This window comes from Paenibacillus sp. Negev47, assembly GCF_058313655.1.
Genome location: NZ_CM177754.1, coordinates 5925206 through 5942075 on the forward strand (window position 1 = coordinate 5925206; position 16870 = coordinate 5942075).

A 16870-nucleotide genomic window follows, 5' to 3' on the forward strand; every position below is an offset into this window, starting at 1 on the left:
GGAATTCAGCCGAATAAGTATATGCTTACGAAGTATGTTTCCTTCGGAAACATTGTAGTTGCTCACGTAGCTTATACTACGCTCCGCTACTCCATTTCTAGCTTCATTCCATCTTCTCGGTACTGAAAACCGCTCTTTTTGAACCTTCATTGTAAAAGATCTCCATTCAATCACATGATCCGTAACTATCCGAACACGTATTCTATTGTAGCAGGAGGGGCGCTCAGAAGCGAGTACCTATCCGCATTACCATATATGCTAAAATATGAATCAGGAATCGTCTGAAACTCTTAGGAGGTCTGAATCATGCCCATAACTTTTGAATTGCCCACTGACGTAGATGCGATCATTCGCGGGGACTTTTTCCCTGCACAACAACCCGCTCAAGGGGTCATCATTCTGGCTCACGGATACAAAGGCTTCAAAGACTGGGGCATGTTCCCCTACGCAGCTTCACAGCTAAGCCAGACGCATCATGTGCTGACCTTCAATTTCTCTCACAACGGTATCGGCGAATATCTGGAGCAATTCTCTGAACTTGAAAAGTTCGCAGTGAATACCTACAGCCGGGAGCTTGCTGATCTCGCTCTGGTACTTGATTATGTGGCTACACAACCTGAACTCGCTGGACTTCCTGTGTACTTGGTTGGACATAGCCGAGGTGCAGGTGTAAGTCTCGTCTATGCACTGGATCATCCCGAGCAGGTGGAAGGTGTAATCTCCTGGAATGGGGTAACCAACTTGGATCTCTTTACACCAGAGCAAAAAGAAGAAATGCGCACACATGGCCGCAGCCATGTCGTTAACGGACGTACAGGCCAGCAGATGCCACTGGACGTATCTATCCTGGAAGACCTGGACAAGCATAGCGAACGTTACGCTGTCATTGATCGCTTGGCTTCTTCCCCTGTGCGCGTAGCACTGATTCAGGGAACAGCGGATGGTCAACGTCTGCGTGACGGTTCTGCCGCACTTGTTCAAGCCCGTCCTGATATCCCATGGCACCAGATTCCAGAAGGGAACCACACGTTTAATACCGTACATCCATTCAAAGAAACAACTCCGCAACTGGAGCAAGCCATCACCCAGACCCTGCACCAGATCAAAGACTGGAGTAGTTGAACGTGTTCTCATTCCACTAAACTACACAACAAAAAGAGTCGCTGCTCAGGCAGTGACTCTTTTTTGTATTTCCTAATCTAACAATCATGCAGATCCATCCGTTTTAGATACCTGGAATGGCATTACGTTTGTGATGGGTACGCGTATAGAACGCTTCAAGGCGCTCTTGTGCGGCTGGATCGATCTGTTTGCCTTCAAGGTAGTCGCTGTTTGCTTCATACGAAATCCCCAGCTCCTCCTCATCCGTCTGACCTTCCCACAATCCTGCCGATGGTGCTTTGTCCAAAATGGCTTGTGGCACATTCAGATATGCTGCCAGCTGGCGTACCTGACGTTTGTTCAGGGTGCTCAGTGGCGTGATATCTACAGCGCCATCACCCCATTTGGTATAGAAACCCGTGATGGCTTCGGATGCATGATCCGTACCCACTACAAGCAGGTTTTCTTCAAACGAAAGTGCATATTGCATCACCATACGGGTTCTCGCTTTAACGTTACCTTTACCTTGGTGAGTCATATGGCGTGGGCTACCCAGTGACTTGAAGCCTTGCTCTACTTCCAGTGCAATCTCGTTAACCGCATCTTCGATATTCGTTTCCACCACATACTTCAAATCATATGCTTTCGCTACAGCATAGCTGTGGTCGATATCGGATTGCTCACCATAAGGTTGGAACACACCCAGTGTTTTATACTCTTGGTTGCTCTCTTCCGTAAGCTCGTCCGTCGCTTTTTTGCAAAGCGCCGTAGCCACAGCACTGTCAATACCGCCACTGATCGCGATCAGCAGGCCTTTGGCACCCGCATTTTTCACATATGTCTTCAGAAAATCAACACGCTTGCGTACTTCCTCTGCTTCATTAATGCTTGGTTTAACCTTCAATTCAGCGATGATCTGTTGTTGCAAACTCATCGTTAATACACCCCGTTTCTAAATGAATGAAATTTGATGCTTGAAAGGTCCGAATGGTTCAATAACCTTATCTATCCAAAATGAAACGCCCCGGCATCGGTTATCCGAAGAGCGGGGCGTTCTATGGAGCGAATTAACGGCAATAACGTTCAAATGCACTTTTGAGATCAGCCGCAATTTCCTCTGCAGAACGGTCTTCCACTTGATGACGCTCGATAAAGTGAACGAGTTCTCCGTCTTTCATCAGGGCGATGGACGGTGAAGATGGCGGATACGGTGCAAAGAATTCACGTGCTTTTGCAGTTGCTTCTTTGTCCTGACCAGCAAATACAGTGTACAGGTGATCCGGTGTAATATCGTTCTGGAGTGCTTGAGACACACCTGGGCGACATTGACCTGCGGCACATCCGCAGACAGAGTTGATTACGACCAGCGCTGTTCCTTTTGCATCCGGCAGACTTGCTTCCACTTCTTCAGGAGTACGCAACTCCTGAATGCCCAGACGAGTTAGCTCATCCCGCATTGGTTGAACCATATCTTTCATGTATTGATCAAATGACATCGACATTCGGTTTCACTCCTTATAAATGGTTGTTCTATGATCTCGATAGAATTAAAGGCGATTAGCTATCCAAACAACGTTACATTCATATCGAATATTATGGATGTAACGATGTGCTATTTCTATTATACATCCATAAGCAATGAAAGCAAGATTCAGACAACGCCTGCGGAAAGGCTTCTTCTATAATATTATGTCTCATTGTCTGGGAAAAGATGCTGATTACCTAACGTTCAAATGCCACTTTGAAGGTAGTCCCCCGACCTTCCTCTGATTCCACGGTAATGGTTCCATTATGTCGTTCCACAATACTTAAACACATGGATAATCCAAGTCCCGTCCCCTTGGCTTTTGTCGTGAAGAAGGGTTCGAACAGCTTTTCCTTCTTCACTCTAGGTATACCAGGCCCTGTGTCACGTACACACAGTTCCACCTTGTCATCAACTATGCGCGTCTCCAGTGTAAGCACGCCTTTCTCATTCATGGCTTCCATCCCGTTACGGGCCAGATTGAGCACCACCTGTTTGATTTCTTTTGGATTGAGGTGCAGCTTCGGAACATTATGGGCCAGCATGAGTTCAATGCTCTGACCACGCAGGTTCGCATCAGCCCATAACAGTGGACTGAGTTCATGAATGATATCATGCAGCTGGGATTCCTCTTTTTCCGCAATCCGATCCTGGGCCAGCGATAGAAAATCATTAATGATACTATTCGCCCGATCCAATTCTTCCAGGACGATCCGGTAATAATGATCAAGGGAATCCGGACTCTTCTCCTGCATGAGTTGAAGAAAACCACGTACAACTGCCATAGGATTACGCACCTCATGCGTAATGCTTGCAGCCATCTGCCCCACCAGACTGAGACGATCCACATTATCCAATTCACTTCGCAACATCTCAAGCTCCGTGATATCCTGAATAATCAGCATGGCTCCTGTGACCTCTCTTGCAGGCTCTGTTGAAAAGGCATAGATGGGCACGGTTCGGGACTGAAATACGTGAGCACCGTAACGAACGGTCAATCCATTAATCTCACCATGAACGACAGCTCTGCGAATGCTATTATCCATCTTGTCCGCCTGACCTTGTTCAACAAATTGGCTGGCTGGACGGCCAATCAGATTAGGCGTGGTGTTACAGGGTAACTGATCTCTTGCTGTTTGTTCCATCATCTCATTGACGAACATGACTGTGCCTTCTTTATCTACAGTGGCAATGGAGAGAGGAACCGCATTCAGAATCTGATGAAGCTTCTCCATCTCGGCTATGTATCGGTGGTGAACTTCCGAGAGATGATGCTCCAGCCCATGATAGTGCTTCATCCGTTCCAGCCATAACAGACTCAGACTGCCCGCAACTATGGCTCCAACGGTATATCCAAGTGCTGTAAGTACCATATAAGTCACAGAGTATGTGGAATCATTCTGAAGGGATGCGATCCACAACAGACTCGTTACAACCCGTTCCAGTGCAATCAGGGTGATCAGGATCGCCATTTTGCGCGAAGGTGTATTATGCTTGAATCGTTTGGCAGACAACCATACAATAGGATAGAGAAGAATGCCCGTATGAAGGAGAAATCCGAACAGATTATAGGGATGCGCGAAAAGGAAATAGAAAAGAATATGTAGTATGGACAACGTTAAGCCTATAACGGACTTACAATACAAAATTCCAAGTATTACAGGTACGATGCTTAGTGATATGGGTACAGTCACTGGACTCTCATGAAACGCAAACATCAAACACAGTAGCATGCTCGCGACACTCGTCACAGCAAAAACGGTCTGCATCATTCCGGCATGTTCCAACTTGGCCACAGCCCGCTTGGAGAACCCCAGATGGAATAAGGGAATCAGGTATACCGCCGACCCCGCCAGCAGTACTTGTAAAAGAATGTCCTTTAACGCAACCACAATGCCATCTCCTCCTCCGCCTGCACATTCCCTCATGTATTTCTGATTAAAACATAGGCGACAGTATATTACAATATATCCCTTAAGGCTCCATAATAGAACTGCTCATATCTCCATTATATTTCAGAAAAGGCCAGGAGTAGACACGGTTTACGTAAAACAGACAAAATCAATGAAAAAAGAGGGTAATAACATATGTATGATGTCATCGTAATTGGTGGTGGATCCGCGGGCCTGATGGCTTGTGTTGCAGCTGCCGAGCATGGAGCTTCCGTCATTCTGCTGGATAAAGGAGATCAACTGGGTCGTAAACTCGGCATCTCTGGCGGAGGTCGTTGCAATGTAACTAATGCCAAGGAAACGGATGAACTCATCCGGCATATTCCGGGTAATGGACGCTTTTTATATAGTTCGTTTCAGAATCTGGACAATCAGGGGATTATGCGTTTCTTCGAGAATCTCGGAATTGCCCTGAAAGAAGAAGACAATGGGAGAATGTTCCCTGTAACCGATAAAGCAAAAACGGTCGTTGATGCGCTGGTAGGTAAAATTGCCTCCCTCGGGGTCGAGATTCGCACCAAAGAACCGGTCAAGGAAATTATTCAGAACGGTCAGCAGGTACAGGGTGTTAAATTGGTATCAGGTAAAACGATTCTTGGGCGCTCTGTCATTATCGCTACCGGCGGCAAGTCCGTACCGCAAACCGGATCAACCGGAGATGGTTATCCCTGGGCTGAAGCTGCGGGTCACACGATAACGGAGTTATATCCAACCGAAGTGCCCATTGTGTCTGGAGAGAGTTGGATTCAATCCAAAGAACTGCAAGGTTTGTCTTTGAGGGATATTGCTTTATCCGTAGTGGATGCCAAAGGGAAAACGGTCATCTCCCATCGCGGGGATATGATCTTCACACATTTTGGAGTGTCTGGACCGGTTGCACTACGTTGTAGCCAGTTTATCCGTAAGGTTCAGATGAAGTCTGGAAACCCACAGGTCATGATGAGCATTGATCTGTTCCCGGAGCTGTCAGCAGGTCTACTAGAAACTCAGGTTCAGCAGGTATTGGAACAAGAATCCCGCAAGGCGGTCAAAAACATCTTGAAAACATGGGTTCCTGAACGCATGATTCCGTTGATGATGAAACGCGCCGAGATCAGCGATGACCTTACGTACCACCATTTCCCCAAAGGCATGTTAAGCAACTTATGCGGGCTAATGAAGGCTTTTACCTTCCGCGCAGACGGAACAAGGTCGCTCAAAGAAGCCTTCGTTACTGGGGGAGGAGTCCACTTAAAGGAGATATACCCAAAAACAATGGAATCCAAGTTGCTGCCTGGACTATTCTTTTGCGGTGAAGTTCTGGACATTCACGGCTACACCGGAGGGTATAATATCACTGCTGCTTTCTCCACGGGATATACGGCTGGCATGCATGCGGCTGAATATAAACACGTTACATCATAATAGAGGTTGTTCAAAAAGTCCGCTTTTGATTACGAATCATGCCTAATGGCATCATCAGCATCGAATATGAAATTCAGCCGAAATGTCCGTTGCTCACGTAGTTTTCCCTACGCTCCGCTACTCCATTTCTAGCTTCATTCCATCTTCTCGGTACTGAAAACCGAACTTTTTGAACTCTCACTACTAGGTATTACACAATTTAACCTTATGTTGAATTAGCTCTGATGCCAAAAACCCCGATATCCACTATCTGTGGAGTATCGGGGTTTTTGGGTATTGTTCCATTTTAGAAAAAATGGCTCGAACTGCTCTTAGCTTGTGATACTTCTATGCTTTGACGCTGCCTGAGAATCCATCAGCCGAATCATCGTATGCTGGGTCCTCGCTATGATTATGTGTACCTTGCTCAGCCTGAATTCCCTGGTTTCCGCTCGCATACCCTTCATTCCAGTCCTCATTTACGAGATGAGCCGGAATTGAGATATTCTGAAACTGATCCAGCTCTTCCGTTTGAGATGCAAATACGGCACTTCCTCCATGAGACTGTACAATCTCCACGGCAGACTGGGGATCCTGGCGATCTGTGGGAATGTACAATTCCAGCGGGCCAGACTGATAAGGCTTATACCCTAATTCCTCCAAGGTTGCCCGTGCAGCATTCAACGCTGAACCGTCTGAGAAATGCACCTGTAATTCGCTATTATCCATCATCATCTCTTCCTCCTTGCTACAGCTAATCTCTCATCATCCATAGATGAGATTCTTCTTCTATAGCATGGTCAGTTATAGCGCGTCATATGCTCTGAAGTACAAAGGAATTCTTTTAGGCTCGGGTAAGTCGAACCCATCCGGCAATAGTTGACACACAAAGTCCGAAGACCACCGCACCTGCGGCTGTCAGAATACCGACGATCCAACCAAGCCAGGCCAATCCCAGCGTGAATCCCATAAGAATACCAATGGGGACAAACAACATCTTAACCATCATTGAACCCGCACGATGCAGAGCATCCGAGTCATACGTTATGAGCTGAACATAGTCGGACGTTGCAAACACATCCCAGGAGCGATAAAACATCACCGTTAACATGATAATCAATAACGCACACACAATGATATTGACCGGAAAAGGCGGTAAGGCGACTGCTGCAATGGACAGTCCTCCAAGCTGTAAATACAATTTCATTGTGGCTGAGTTCCGGAAAAACGCCTTGAATGCGATCTCCGCTGTACGATTCGGAATGGACCGATTGTGTAACAGTTTACGCGGTTTGCGGAAGATAATGGAACGTGTTCGTGGGGCTTTCGGCTTGCTCACCGCTCGACTTAACATCAGAGCCGTCAACTGCAGCCTGCTTCTCAAATCTTCTCGCACATCGCCTTCAAACGTTCCTTTCATCAAGAGTCTCATCTGTCCGACGGTAATCAGAAGAAGGCTGATCACCACAATACCAAACATGATTTTCCACGTCTGCCCATGCATCCATGATGTCGCATGAATGGTCATGTACCCTATGCCAATGACGAGAGGAATCATCTGAATCCAGCGTCGCCATCCTGTATGTCGAACCTTCGTTATATGTAGTATTATGGCTTGAAACGAAGCTACTGCACCGAACCAGACAGCCATAAGTACAATCTGTAGAATCGACATCTCATAGACACGGGACCACAGGGGGGCAGTCAGTGCTGTAACCAAGATCATTTTGCCCAAATGTTGAAGACAGGCGCGGTATAGTCCTTGCCTCATCAATGTGCGCATCCACAGCGGTCTTGATTTCAAAAACAATACATCTGCTTCCTCCACAAATATCAACACACCCCCGGTAAGCATAACGATGTCGATCAGTCCGGTCAGTACAGGTAAAGGTAAACCGGTCGCCCATGCAGGCAGCGGTTTGGTCCACAGGCTCGTGTACCATCCAATCAGATAGAGCAGACCCGGAACAAGAAGATATACCCACACCGTCCAATCCACTACGAGTCTGAGATTTTTCATTTGTTCCCTGAAATGCTCTTTGCGTCTTCGCCTGTATAAACGAAGTGGTGTATAACGCTGGGAAGTTTCCATCCTCTCTCTCACCCTCTCTCTATCTAAGACGTCAGTATATCGAAACAGTCAAACAAAGAGGCTTCCGGTAATCCTGCTGTTTCACGGATCTCATCCAATGTTCCCTCGGCAGCAGATATGCCCGATGCAATTAAAATAAACCGATCGCATATTCGTTCAGCGGTATCCAGTACATGCGTAGACATGAGTACACCCGCACCACGCCGACGTTCGTCATCGAGTAATTTCAGAAAATCTTTGGTAGCACGCGGATCAAGTCCGATAAACGGCTCGTCCACAATATAGATATCCGGTGAAGCCAAAAATCCGATCATCAGCATCATTTTCTGCCGCATGCCCTTCGAGAAACTGGCCGGAAGATCATTTCTAACCTGATCCATTCCGAAACGAACCAGCAGTTCCTCCGCTCTGGCGACAAAGACCTCTTCCTCCATTTCATATGCCGCTGCGGCCAGATCAAGATGTTCCCACAGGGTCATATATTCGTAAAAAACCGGTTGTTCCGGGATATAGGCATAACGCCCCTCTCCCCCAATCGTCACTTCATAGTTGGCATGTTCCAACAGACCTAGCAGCGTTTTGATCGTCGTACTTTTACCCGCACCATTTGGTCCGATAATACCCACCAGCTCTCCTCGCGCCACACTCATTCGAATGTTGCGTATGGTCGACTGTCCTGGTTCGTATCCTGCCTCTGTAATATGCACGTCCAATACAGACTCCTGTATCGCTGCACCTTCATGCTCTATCTTCATATCGAACACTCCTGTTCTGATTTGGGGCTTGTTAGATCATCTCATTTTATTGTATACGAGTTGTGTGCCGTTTGTTTGATCATTTTGAGCGTATTTGAAGGCAATCTATCTCTATCATTGTGTTATAATGTTAATACATACTAACGTTATTACATACTTACGTATTACTTTCACAAATTGGATCATACTATAGGAGGAATATACCATGAATGGTGGGGCTCAGATGAAAGAGGAGCATTCCAAAAGAAAAATACTTTCGCGCAAAATAGGAAAAATGGGGAACAGCTTGGGTATTAGCCTGCCTAAGGTTTTAATTGATAAGCTCCATGTTTCTCAGGGCGATGAGATTGAATTTATTGAGAACAGTCAAGGAGAAATTGTATTAAAAAAGGTGAAGCAAATGAAGTTACCCGAAAATGTACGACCCGAAGTACTGGAAGCTTTCTTCGACGTTTTTGAAGAAGATGAGGATATCCTCAATGATTTAAGGGATCGTTAAGATGACTGTATTCCTTACAATTGAAGAAGTAGTAGCCGCTCACTATTTTATGATGAAGAAGATGAATGATACAGCACAAGCTGGTGTAAAGGATTATACTTTGTTGGATTCTGCTATAAATAGACCTCTACAAAGTTTATTTGGAGAAGATGCCTATCCTTCCATATTTGATAAAGCTACAGCATTATTAGAGTCACTGGTTAAAAACCACTGTTTCTACAACGGAAATAAGCGGACAGCTTATCTTGTAACCAAGTCCTTTCTGCGAATAAATGGCTACTACCTGCAAATGGAACGTAAATATGCGGTGGAATTTATGGTCAACATTGCTGAGGGCAAGTACACATTTGAGAACATAGTACGCTTATTAGAAAAGTATTCAGAGGAACGATAGCTCTTTGTCTTATACATGCGAAAAAGAAGCAGGGGTTCTGGATCCCCTGCTTCTTCATGTCCAGAGAAGAAGCGACATCTCAAGGAGGATTTCACGAGATGATTAATGATCAAATTTTAAATGCTAAAAATGCAGATCTTGTGACATATCGCATGTTTTTCGCGGAAACAGAAGTTTACAATAAGTACATGGCGACATCCTGAATCGTCAAACATAACTAACCAACTCATATAAGTTGAAATAAACTTTTACAGGATAGACATAACGAAGAGGACCACCCTTCATCATTTCAACTTATAAAACTAATCTGAAAAGGCGGGATCAGCATGCTGGAATTACAAGAAATCGGAACCGAACGTTCACTTCATCTGTACCGCACCTTGGCCCAGACATTCAAGAGCGTGAATGAACACGCTGTATCCGGAAGCAAAGTGCATGGCTTCAACCCCACCGCTTACGGGGTGCTCGAAGTGTTATATATGAAAGGAGCTCAGCCGATACAACAGGTTGGTGCACAGCTTCTGCTGCAAAGCGGAAATGTGACCTATGTGATTGATAAGCTGGAGCAAAAAGGACTGTTACACCGGAAGCATTGTCCGCATGACAGACGTATCATTTTTGTGGAACTAACCGAAGAAGGTCAGCGCACCATGGATGATATCTATCCAGGTTATGCGGTGAAGATCGATCGTGCGGTCAGCGGACTGAGCGAGGAAGACAAGGAACTGTTGTCCGAACTTTTGGGAAGGCTTGCACACAGTGCAGACCGTTTATCCGTGAGTAGCTAGACCTTGCAAAAAGGATCAACAAAAATAACCGGATTTGCCTGACATCGGCGAATCCGGTTATTCGTATACATCCACTTTTATTTCGAGCCCTGTGGTTGCGGTGGAGCATCTGCATCTTCGGGTACAATTAAACGTTTGCGCAATGCAAGCGTCGTTACCCACGAGACTAGTGCAATAACAAACATAATGACAAACAGAGAATGCAAGCTTCCTTCCAGCACGCTGCGCAGTAGCGCCCATTTGTCATCAGATAGTGCAGCATCCGTATGCGGTGCAAGCAGTTCGTTCAGATCACTCTCCGATATTCCAGCCTCAGCCAGATTCTGCTCAGTCGATAACATTGAGATTCGATAGTTCAACCAAGTACCAAAAGCCGCTGCACCAATTGTCTGTCCCAATGTACGCATGAACGTATGCAGTGCCGTAGAGGAACCACGCTCCTTATACCCTACTGAAGACTGCGCAATAATGGTGAAGATTGTAAAAGCAAACCCGAAACCGAGACCATAAATAAAGGTCAGTATAAATAGCACAGCCTGCGGAGATGTCCCGCCCACCATGAACAGTCCACCCGATCCGATGGCAATTCCGGTTAGTCCAATTAATGCGGTCATCCGTGATCCGATTTTCATTAACAGGCGGCCTGCCAACACACTACCAATGAGCCAACCCACTGACATCGGCGCGAGCAGCAGTCCAGATTCCGTCGCATTACCTCCCCGAACCCCCTGTACCCAGAGCGGCAAATAACTGGTCAGGCCGATCATCAGAGTACTGGTCAAAAGTCCGGCGATGTTCGCCACACGGATGTCCCGAATTCGGAACAAATGTAGTGGAACCATAGGGGCCTGAGCTCTTTTTTCCACCACAAAAAATAAAATAATAAACAGAGCGGCGATCACACTCAGCACAACAATTAACGGAGAACTCCAGGCATAATACTGCCCACCCGCCGACAGGACGAACAGCAATGCGGTAATACCCACCGTGAAGGTCAATGCACCGACATAATCAATTTTGGCCGTACGTGGAGAGATATCTTCCTTCAAATAACGGAATACAAACCACATCGCAAGCAAACCAAATGGCACATTAAAACCAAAGATCCACTGCCAGCCCAGATTATCTACAAAATAACCGCCAAGCAGCGGTCCAGCCAGAGAGGAAATACCCCACACGGAGCTAATCCAACCCTGGATTTTGCCACGTTCTTCAATAGCGTAGATGTCCCCAATAATCGTAAAGGTAACAGGGACTACCGCACCCGCACCGATCCCCTGAATGGCACGAAAAATAATCAGCTGCTCCATATTCTGCGAAAGGCAGCACAGGAGTGAACCCAGTAAAAATAAGGCACAGCCAATTAGAAATACAGGCTTTCGTCCATACAGATCACTGATTTTGCCGAAAATGGGCGTACTCACAACCATCGTCAGCAGGTATGCGGTGAAAATCCAGCTAAGCAGCTGTACACTCCCCAGTTCACTGACAATGGTCGGTCCAGCTGGACCAATCACTGTGCCTTCAATCGCTGACAGAAATGTCGCCAGCAACAGGCCCGTCAAGATGAAACTGCGCTTCAAACCTCCAGTTGCATTCACACAAACCCTTCTCTCTTTATTCTCTATATAATTAGTACGTTAATTTACACCTCTACTACGAACCAGAACAAGCTTCCGATCGCTGTTATCCCCAGATTTTTTCTTCTCCTCTTTAAAGGAGAAATCCGGTGATAAAGGCGAACGCTTCGCTTCTCCAGCTTTGTTCTGTTTCTTCGTTTACGTGTAAATAAAAGAAACAATTATATATTGTCTCTTTTATTTACCTCGCTTGCGAAGGAACTCATCATACAACATGGAATACATCACCATATCCTTGTATCCGGTGGACGTATGCTGTACCTGGCGCAGCAGTCCTTCCCGTGTGAAACCGCTGTTCGTCAGGAACTCGCCGGACGCCAGATTGCGTGGATCAACCAGCGCCTCGATCCGATTGAGTCCCATGGTCTCATACCCGAAGGGCAACAATGCCGAGAAAGCCTCCGTCATATAACCGTTGCGCCAGTAGTCACGTCCCAGCTCATAACCGATCTCTCCCCGGAATGCGCCTTCAAGCTGCCATGTGTTGAATCCACAGCTGCCGATGAGCCTGCCTGTCTCTTTGAGTTCGATTCCCCATCGGATCGCATCCTCTTCCCCTGCCATATGATTAAGCAGGCCAATCATGTCCGCCGCCTCGCTTGTCCCAATCATGGGTGCAAGATTCATATAACGGGTTACCTCGCGATCTGACCAACATGCGAACATCTGGGCCGCATCCCGGCGACGCATTTTACGCAGACGAAGCCGCGCAGTCTCCATTTCGGGAATTCTCCCTTTGCATTTATACATATAAGACACTCCGATCCGATCCATCTCTGCAGACCATAAGATTCATTAGTCATCTAATCATAACCTGCGCCGAATGGCAACTGTTCAGTCATGGACACACGTCAAAAAACCGGGCCATTTCGCTCCCGGTCTTGTTGCACGTACGTATGGATCAATTCAAGGTTAAGTGATTCTTGGCATCACGGCTTGTCCAAATGAATGTTAGACTTTGGACGGTTTCTTGCCTTTCGCCAGCAATTCATCGCTAACCCGACAAAGCACAGTCGTGATTTCCTTGAATTCTTCAATGCCAGTCCCGGTTAGGCTCCATTGGTCCCCGTGGGCGGTCAGGAAGTTCTCCTGTGTCAGATGTTCAAGCTCCTGCTTGATCTCCCGCTCTCCAACGCGATATCCCCGTTCTTCCAATAGGGGCAGCGCCTCGTTAACGTTCAAATCCTGATTTTGCGCCAAATATAGAAGATGAATTCGTACAAAAAGATTCTGTACCTCTGCATGCATAAGCCAAGCTCCTTCCCGGGTTATAGCCCTCCGTGGTTGCTAAGTAATTACCCCATGCAAGAAGCTGAGAAACAGGAGGATTCTTCAGGTATTCCCTTCCCTTTCCGAAATCCTCCGCTTGACTAACCGCATCCTCTGCACTATCTTGAAAATAAGTACCATTTTGCTCAGGAGGGTGATTTACCATGTTTCAAGCTGTTTCCTATGAAGGAACACGAAGTGAGCAGCACACCGCCGTCCTGGGACAGTTAAGTGCTCTGATCCGCGATGAACCTAGTGCGATTGCCAATCTGGCGAACGCTGCTGCGCTGCTCAATGTATTTATGACCGACACCAATTGGGTCGGCTTCTATCTGTATGATGGAAAAGAACTGGTCCTCGGTCCATTCCAAGGACTGCCTGCCTGCATCCGAATTCCACTGGGACGTGGCGTATGCGGTACATCTGCTGCCGAAAAACGTACCATGGTCGTTGACGATGTGCATGCCTTCCCAGGCCACATTGCCTGTGATGCAGCATCCAATAGTGAGATCGTTGTACCGATCATCAAAGACGGGGAACTGTACGGGGTGCTGGATATCGACAGCCCGATCAAAAACCGCTTTGACGACGAAGACCGTGTCTTCCTGGAGAAAGCCGTAAGTCTGCTCACAGAGCAATTGTAGCATCATAACAAAGAGCGCAGTCCTCTAAAAGGTCTGCGCTCTTTGTTATCCATTATAGTTCACACCCATGTTCTTGCACGCCCATGTTACTTTATGCATCTAGGATAAATCCTGTTCCGCTTTAATCATCATCCCTTCACGCAAGAATTCAGCCAGACTCGGGTGGTAACCATCGTACATTTTGCGGAAATCTCGATGCTCGACGTACAGATTGGCCAGATCCCGATAGATATCAGCGGTGGGTGTATAATAACCCTTGATCCATTCAAGATGCCTGCCAATAATCCGTTGTACTTTCGCACTACCAGGTTCCAGTCCATCCTCAATGGCCTGTTGCAAGTCAAGATGAACCTGATCAATTTTCGCCTGGGAATCGAGATAATCTTCCTTTGACTTTAACTCCTGGTTTTCATGTAATGGGGATGAATTGGAAGATTGGATGTGGGATCTCTGATCGCCCTCTGTCTGCACATGATTCAAATCATGATTGACTGCATGTTTAGAACTCGCTTCATTCAGCAACTGGTGGCGCCCCTTATTTACAAAGCCCATATACAGCTCATGTTCATCAAGTTCCTGTTCGCCTTGCAAATGGGAGATCGTTTTGTCCAGTGTCTGAATCAATCCATGCAGACGCAGTGCCTTCTCCAGAATCTCAATGCGATGTTGCTGCATGATGCGAATGACGTCCTGAGGATTATCCCGTAGCATCGATCCAAGCTCATTCTCCTCCATACCTACTTCCTTACAAAAGAGAATTTGCTGGAGTCTCAACAGTTCTTGCTTTTCATAATAGAGATCCTCATTCGAACCTCCAAAAGCCGGATTCAGAAGACCCCTCTTCGCATACTGGCTCAGCTCGCTCAGACTTACGCCTGACATTCCAGATACGTCAACCATGGAATATGCCATTTGAATACACCTCCTGCCTGTCCTGCAACTTCTAAGTTCAGGTTTATTTCATACTGCATTTTATTTGAATAGTGAGTGATTATAAGACTTTCGGCAATGCTGTACCGCTTTCATTCCGCTCGCTTCTGGATAGGTACATCATGCTTAGGTGATATGAGCGGCGTTTGATCAAATGAATTGCGGTATGTTAACTATTTATACCCCTCTCCTCAGATGTGAACCCGCAGTCAGTGAAGAATTCGTATGTATTTTTGAAACAGTTTTCATGATCTACATATGAAAACTCCTGTACCATTATCATGGCACAGGATCACGTGAGAAATGAAGTGAATCACCCTTTGTTAAACATGACAAACTTCAATTCCGTCATTTCCTCAACCGCATATTTTACACCTTCACGCCCGACACCACTCTGCTTCACCCCGCCATAGGGCATGTGGTCAACCCGGAACGTTGGAATATCGTTAATCATCACTCCGCCTGCCTCGATCTGATCGACGGCATGGAGAGCCTTATGAATATCGTTCGTGAATACACCTGCCTGAAGGCCATAGATGGAATCGTTGACATGTTCAATGCCCTCTTCAACCGAATCCACAGTATTGATCACCACGATGGGAGCAAACACTTCCTGACAGGATACCTTCGCATCACGCGGAACGTTAACAAGCACCGTTGGACGCAGAACGCCTCCTTCAGCTTGACCGCCTGCTGCTACTTCAGCACCGGCCTGTTTGGCTTCTTCAATCCAGTCGAGCGTACGCTGTACATCCATGGAGGTAATCAGCGCAGAGACCACCGTATCCGGGCTCAGCGGGTCTCCGACCACCACTTGTTTGGCCGCTTCAGCGAAACGTCGGATGAATGCTTCCGAGATGTCACGATGTACGTAGATTCGCTGTAGCGAGATACATACCTGTCCTTGATACGTGAAAGCACCAGTAACACAGCGAGGAACCACTTTGTCCAGGTCTGCGTCCTTATCCACGATCACCGCTGAATTCGATCCAAGCTCGAGTGTCACGCGTTTCAGTCCTGCTTTGCTACGAATGCTCGTCCCCACCGCTGGACTGCCTGTAAACGTAATGTGAGCAACACGAGGGTGCTCCACAAGCACATCACCAATCGTTTTGCCATCACCACTCACTACGTTCAGTGCACCATCTGGCAATCCTGCTTCTTGAAACAGATTAGCGATGTAATAGGAAGACAGCGGTGTCTGCTCTGCAGGCTTGAGAACAATCGTATTGCCCGCTGCCACTGCCGGACCTACCTTGTGAGCTACCAGATTCATTGGAAAATTAAACGGCGTTATTGCACCAATGACGCCTTGAGGTTGCCGCATCGTATACCCGATGCGCCCTTCTCCACCTTTGGCTGCATCCATCGGAACCGTCTCTCCAGTTAGCCGCTTGGCTTCTTCGGCAGCAAAACGATAGGTTTCCACCGTACGGTCTACCTCAGCCCGCGCTGCGGTAATCGGTTTGGCTGCTTCAAGCGCAATGATTCGTGCCGCTTCTTCCTTCCGTTCTTCGAGTAGGGAGGATACTTTGTACAAAATATCTGCACGCTGATGTGCAGGCATCTGGCGCATTTCCTTCCCAGCTTGCACCGCAGCCGCAATAGCGGCCTCGGCCTCCACTGCTGAAGCCGAAGAGACTTCTGCCAGCGTTTCACCAGAGTATGGTGCCTGAAGTGCTTTATAATCTACGGATTCGGTCGGTTTGCCACCGATAAACAGATGTTGTTTTTTCATGAGCTGCACCCTCCATCCAATAATTACTTCAAATCCATAACGGTATGTTACCTTATCTATTTATACACTACTTTTGTGCCATCAACCCACTACAGTATGCGGCAATCATACCTTGTAACCTACCTGATGAGCCATAGTGGCGATCTTTAGCCAATGTACT

Annotated in this window: 17 protein-coding genes; 6 read left to right on the forward strand and 11 right to left on the reverse strand. The window is 46.9% G+C overall.

The genetic code is table 11. The features are described from left to right. Positions 1-306: 306 nt before the first annotated feature. Complete coding sequence (locus tag AC4G47_RS26660; RefSeq protein WP_491103586.1) at positions 307-1122, forward strand: alpha/beta hydrolase family protein; 816 nt, start codon at positions 307-309, stop codon at positions 1120-1122. A 103-nt stretch (positions 1123-1225) separates the two neighbouring features. Here AC4G47_RS26660 and nadE read toward each other — a convergent pair whose 3' ends face one another. The 3 genes from nadE to AC4G47_RS26675 form a co-directional block, all read right to left on the reverse strand. Further along, on the reverse strand, positions 1226-2035 hold the full coding sequence (nadE, locus tag AC4G47_RS26665) for an NAD(+) synthase (RefSeq protein ID WP_491103587.1): 810 nt from the start codon (positions 2033-2035) through the stop codon (positions 1226-1228). 133 nt (positions 2036-2168) lie between these two features. Next, positions 2169-2603 (reverse strand): BrxA/BrxB family bacilliredoxin, encoded by a 435-nt coding sequence (locus AC4G47_RS26670; RefSeq protein WP_145326477.1) that lies wholly within the window; start codon positions 2601-2603, stop codon positions 2169-2171. Between the two features lie 220 nt (positions 2604-2823). Continuing rightward, on the reverse strand, positions 2824-4518 hold the full coding sequence (locus AC4G47_RS26675; RefSeq protein WP_491103588.1) for a two-component system sensor histidine kinase NtrB: 1695 nt from the start codon (positions 4516-4518) through the stop codon (positions 2824-2826). 195 nt (positions 4519-4713) lie between these two features. Between AC4G47_RS26675 and AC4G47_RS26680 the strand changes: the two genes are divergently transcribed. Further along, complete coding sequence (locus tag AC4G47_RS26680) at positions 4714-5982, forward strand: BaiN/RdsA family NAD(P)/FAD-dependent oxidoreductase (protein WP_491103589.1); 1269 nt, start codon at positions 4714-4716, stop codon at positions 5980-5982. 327 nt (positions 5983-6309) lie between these two features. Here the strand turns inward: AC4G47_RS26680 and AC4G47_RS26685 are convergent, their stop codons facing one another. From AC4G47_RS26685 to AC4G47_RS26695, 3 genes are all read right to left on the reverse strand, one after another. Further along, positions 6310-6696 (reverse strand): hypothetical protein, encoded by a 387-nt coding sequence (locus AC4G47_RS26685; RefSeq protein ID WP_491103590.1) that lies wholly within the window; start codon positions 6694-6696, stop codon positions 6310-6312. Between the two features lie 109 nt (positions 6697-6805). Beyond that, positions 6806-8053 (reverse strand): ABC transporter permease, encoded by a 1248-nt coding sequence (locus tag AC4G47_RS26690; RefSeq protein ID WP_491103591.1) that lies wholly within the window; start codon positions 8051-8053, stop codon positions 6806-6808. A gap of 23 nt (positions 8054-8076) precedes the next feature. After that, positions 8077-8808, reverse strand: a complete 732-nt coding sequence (locus AC4G47_RS26695) for an ABC transporter ATP-binding protein (protein WP_491103592.1) — start codon at positions 8806-8808, stop codon at positions 8077-8079. A 205-nt stretch (positions 8809-9013) separates the two neighbouring features. Here AC4G47_RS26695 and AC4G47_RS26700 point away from each other — a divergent pair, with 205 nt between their 5' ends. The 3 genes from AC4G47_RS26700 to AC4G47_RS26710 all read left to right on the forward strand — a co-directional run bounded on the left by AC4G47_RS26700 (position 9014) and on the right by AC4G47_RS26710 (position 10489). Then, positions 9014-9307, forward strand: coding sequence for an AbrB/MazE/SpoVT family DNA-binding domain-containing protein (locus AC4G47_RS26700; RefSeq protein ID WP_458125195.1), 294 nt, complete (start codon positions 9014-9016; stop codon positions 9305-9307). Position 9308: 1 nt separating this feature from the next. After that, entirely contained in the window at positions 9309-9701 is a 393-nt protein-coding gene (locus AC4G47_RS26705) for a type II toxin-antitoxin system death-on-curing family toxin (protein ID WP_491103593.1), read from the forward strand. A gap of 326 nt (positions 9702-10027) precedes the next feature. Next, the gene (locus AC4G47_RS26710) at positions 10028-10489 is read left to right on the forward strand and encodes a MarR family winged helix-turn-helix transcriptional regulator (RefSeq protein ID WP_458125193.1); all 462 of its coding nucleotides are present in this window, start codon (positions 10028-10030) and stop codon (positions 10487-10489) included. Between the two features lie 77 nt (positions 10490-10566). Here the strand turns inward: AC4G47_RS26710 and AC4G47_RS26715 are convergent, their stop codons facing one another. The 3 genes from AC4G47_RS26715 to AC4G47_RS26725 form a co-directional block, all read right to left on the reverse strand. After that, the gene (locus tag AC4G47_RS26715) at positions 10567-12072 is read right to left on the reverse strand and encodes an MDR family MFS transporter (RefSeq protein WP_491106809.1); all 1506 of its coding nucleotides are present in this window, start codon (positions 12070-12072) and stop codon (positions 10567-10569) included. A gap of 234 nt (positions 12073-12306) precedes the next feature. After that, on the reverse strand, positions 12307-12849 hold the full coding sequence (locus AC4G47_RS26720) for a GNAT family N-acetyltransferase (RefSeq protein WP_491103594.1): 543 nt from the start codon (positions 12847-12849) through the stop codon (positions 12307-12309). 231 nt (positions 12850-13080) lie between these two features. After that, positions 13081-13377, reverse strand: coding sequence for a hypothetical protein (locus tag AC4G47_RS26725; protein WP_491103595.1), 297 nt, complete (start codon positions 13375-13377; stop codon positions 13081-13083). Positions 13378-13562: 185 nt separating this feature from the next. Here AC4G47_RS26725 and AC4G47_RS26730 point away from each other — a divergent pair, with 185 nt between their 5' ends. Next, positions 13563-14042: a GAF domain-containing protein gene (locus AC4G47_RS26730; protein ID WP_336765506.1), complete on the forward strand. Its 480-nt coding sequence runs from the start codon at positions 13563-13565 to the stop codon at positions 14040-14042. 99 nt (positions 14043-14141) lie between these two features. Here the strand turns inward: AC4G47_RS26730 and AC4G47_RS26735 are convergent, their stop codons facing one another. Next, positions 14142-14954: a MerR family transcriptional regulator gene (locus tag AC4G47_RS26735; protein WP_491103596.1), complete on the reverse strand. Its 813-nt coding sequence runs from the start codon at positions 14952-14954 to the stop codon at positions 14142-14144. 331 nt (positions 14955-15285) lie between these two features. After that, entirely contained in the window at positions 15286-16710 is a 1425-nt protein-coding gene (locus tag AC4G47_RS26740; protein WP_491103597.1) for an aldehyde dehydrogenase family protein, read from the reverse strand. Positions 16711-16870 lie beyond the last annotated feature (160 nt).

Bases quoted from the DNA above. Each gene is read 5' to 3' on its own strand.
- AC4G47_RS26660 (WP_491103586.1), top strand. From the start codon at position 307: ATGCCCATAACTTTTGAATTGCCCACTGACGTAGATGCGATCATTCGC.
- nadE (WP_491103587.1), bottom strand. From the start codon at position 2,035: ATGAGTTTGCAACAACAGATCATCGCTGAATTGAAGGTTAAACCAAGC.
- AC4G47_RS26670 (WP_145326477.1), bottom strand. From the start codon at position 2,603: ATGTCGATGTCATTTGATCAATACATGAAAGATATGGTTCAACCAATG.
- AC4G47_RS26680 (WP_491103589.1), top strand. From the start codon at position 4,714: ATGTATGATGTCATCGTAATTGGTGGTGGATCCGCGGGCCTGATGGCT.
- AC4G47_RS26685 (WP_491103590.1), bottom strand. From the start codon at position 6,696: ATGATGATGGATAATAGCGAATTACAGGTGCATTTCTCAGACGGTTCA.
- AC4G47_RS26690 (WP_491103591.1), bottom strand. From the start codon at position 8,053: ATGGAAACTTCCCAGCGTTATACACCACTTCGTTTATACAGGCGAAGA.
- AC4G47_RS26695 (WP_491103592.1), bottom strand. From the start codon at position 8,808: ATGAAGATAGAGCATGAAGGTGCAGCGATACAGGAGTCTGTATTGGAC.
- AC4G47_RS26700 (WP_458125195.1), top strand. From the start codon at position 9,014: ATGAATGGTGGGGCTCAGATGAAAGAGGAGCATTCCAAAAGAAAAATA.
- AC4G47_RS26705 (WP_491103593.1), top strand. From the start codon at position 9,309: ATGACTGTATTCCTTACAATTGAAGAAGTAGTAGCCGCTCACTATTTT.
- AC4G47_RS26710 (WP_458125193.1), top strand. From the start codon at position 10,028: ATGCTGGAATTACAAGAAATCGGAACCGAACGTTCACTTCATCTGTAC.
- AC4G47_RS26720 (WP_491103594.1), bottom strand. From the start codon at position 12,849: ATGGAGACTGCGCGGCTTCGTCTGCGTAAAATGCGTCGCCGGGATGCG.
- AC4G47_RS26725 (WP_491103595.1), bottom strand. From the start codon at position 13,377: ATGCATGCAGAGGTACAGAATCTTTTTGTACGAATTCATCTTCTATAT.
- AC4G47_RS26730 (WP_336765506.1), top strand. From the start codon at position 13,563: ATGTTTCAAGCTGTTTCCTATGAAGGAACACGAAGTGAGCAGCACACC.
- AC4G47_RS26735 (WP_491103596.1), bottom strand. From the start codon at position 14,954: ATGGCATATTCCATGGTTGACGTATCTGGAATGTCAGGCGTAAGTCTG.
- AC4G47_RS26740 (WP_491103597.1), bottom strand. From the start codon at position 16,710: ATGAAAAAACAACATCTGTTTATCGGTGGCAAACCGACCGAATCCGTA.